This is a genomic window from Bacillus sp. AFS001701 (assembly GCF_002559405.1).
Lineage (GTDB): Bacteria > Bacillota > Bacilli > Bacillales > Bacillaceae_G > Gottfriedia.
The window spans coordinates 1-1,153 of sequence record NZ_NTZO01000560.1 but is presented as its reverse complement, the minus strand read 5'-3'; the positions used below and the strand labels follow the sequence as shown (position 1 = coordinate 1,153).

General features: G+C 26.6%; 1 protein-coding gene. It reads left to right on the top strand.

Annotated elements, in window-relative coordinates; all coding sequences use genetic code 11:
• The first annotated feature begins 538 nt into the window (after positions 1 to 538).
• Positions 539 to 976, top strand: coding sequence for a galactokinase (locus CN514_RS22825; protein WP_098234535.1), 438 nt, complete (start codon positions 539 to 541; stop codon positions 974 to 976).
• The last annotated feature ends 177 nt before the right edge of the window (positions 977 to 1,153 follow it).

Here is a 1,153-nt window from a genome sequence, read left to right as displayed (position 1 = left end):
TATAGTTTATTAAATTTTCTGAAAGTAATAAACCTATTTCTTTCAACAAGTAAATAAAATTGGAGCTGTATTGTAAACGTTAAAATATTTTAGTGAATTTTATTTCTTTTGTTATATAGATATAACTCTAAATTCGATCCGACTAGTAAAAAATGTAAAATAATTACTATTAATAATCTAATAGAACTAAAACCCAAAAAGCTTTAAATTAAGTGTAAATCTCGTTATTTTCCTTATATGAACATTAATTGTGACAGAATAAAAAACTAAGTAAAAAATACTTCCATTTTAGTAAATTTTAATTGGATTAATTATTGACCAATAATATCCAGGGGAGTAGGATACTTTTAATAGAACTCTTTTTTCTCTTTATTATGTTCCATCGCCAGGGTAGTAGCTTTTAAAACTAGTATGGTGATCATTGAAATAAGCGAGGAGATAAAGGGTTAGATAATTAAATGTTTGGTTTAAATCTATTTCTATCTGATCGAAAAGCGGATAGGGATCATGGAAAATTTGTTATAGGAGTGATAAGGAAATGGATGTTAAAGATTTAATATCAGTTTACAATCAGTATTATAGTCATTCTAATTTACGCGTTTTTTTTGTATCAGGCCATACTGACGAAATCGAAGAAATTACGGACTTTGATGGAAAAGGTCATCATACTTCTCAATCATTTGGTATTTATGTGCTTTTGTCTAGAACAGAGACGCAATTAATTAAATTAGTATCCTTAAACTTTGAAGATTTAGGAATCATTGAAATTTCTTTAAATGATTTAGGTGAGGAAATAAAACATGACTGGACTAGCTACTTAAAGAAAGTAATAAGTTATTTAAAACAAGCAGGGTATCGAATCAATAGGGGGATGGACATACTGATTTACAGTAATCTTCCAAATGAAGTAGGACTATCCTCAACTAAATCAGTTGAAGCGTTAACCGATACAATGTTAAAAACATTATATGAATAGAAAAGAGAAACCACATCAATATTTTCAACAATTAAAAAACAGCTAAGATTACTCCGGATAAATTAAATTCTCCTCCTGTAAATTATAATATTTCAAATTTGCTTAAATAAAACTTAATTATATGATCTTGATTTAAAGAAAATAAAATATGTAAAAAATTCTCCATATTTAATGAAT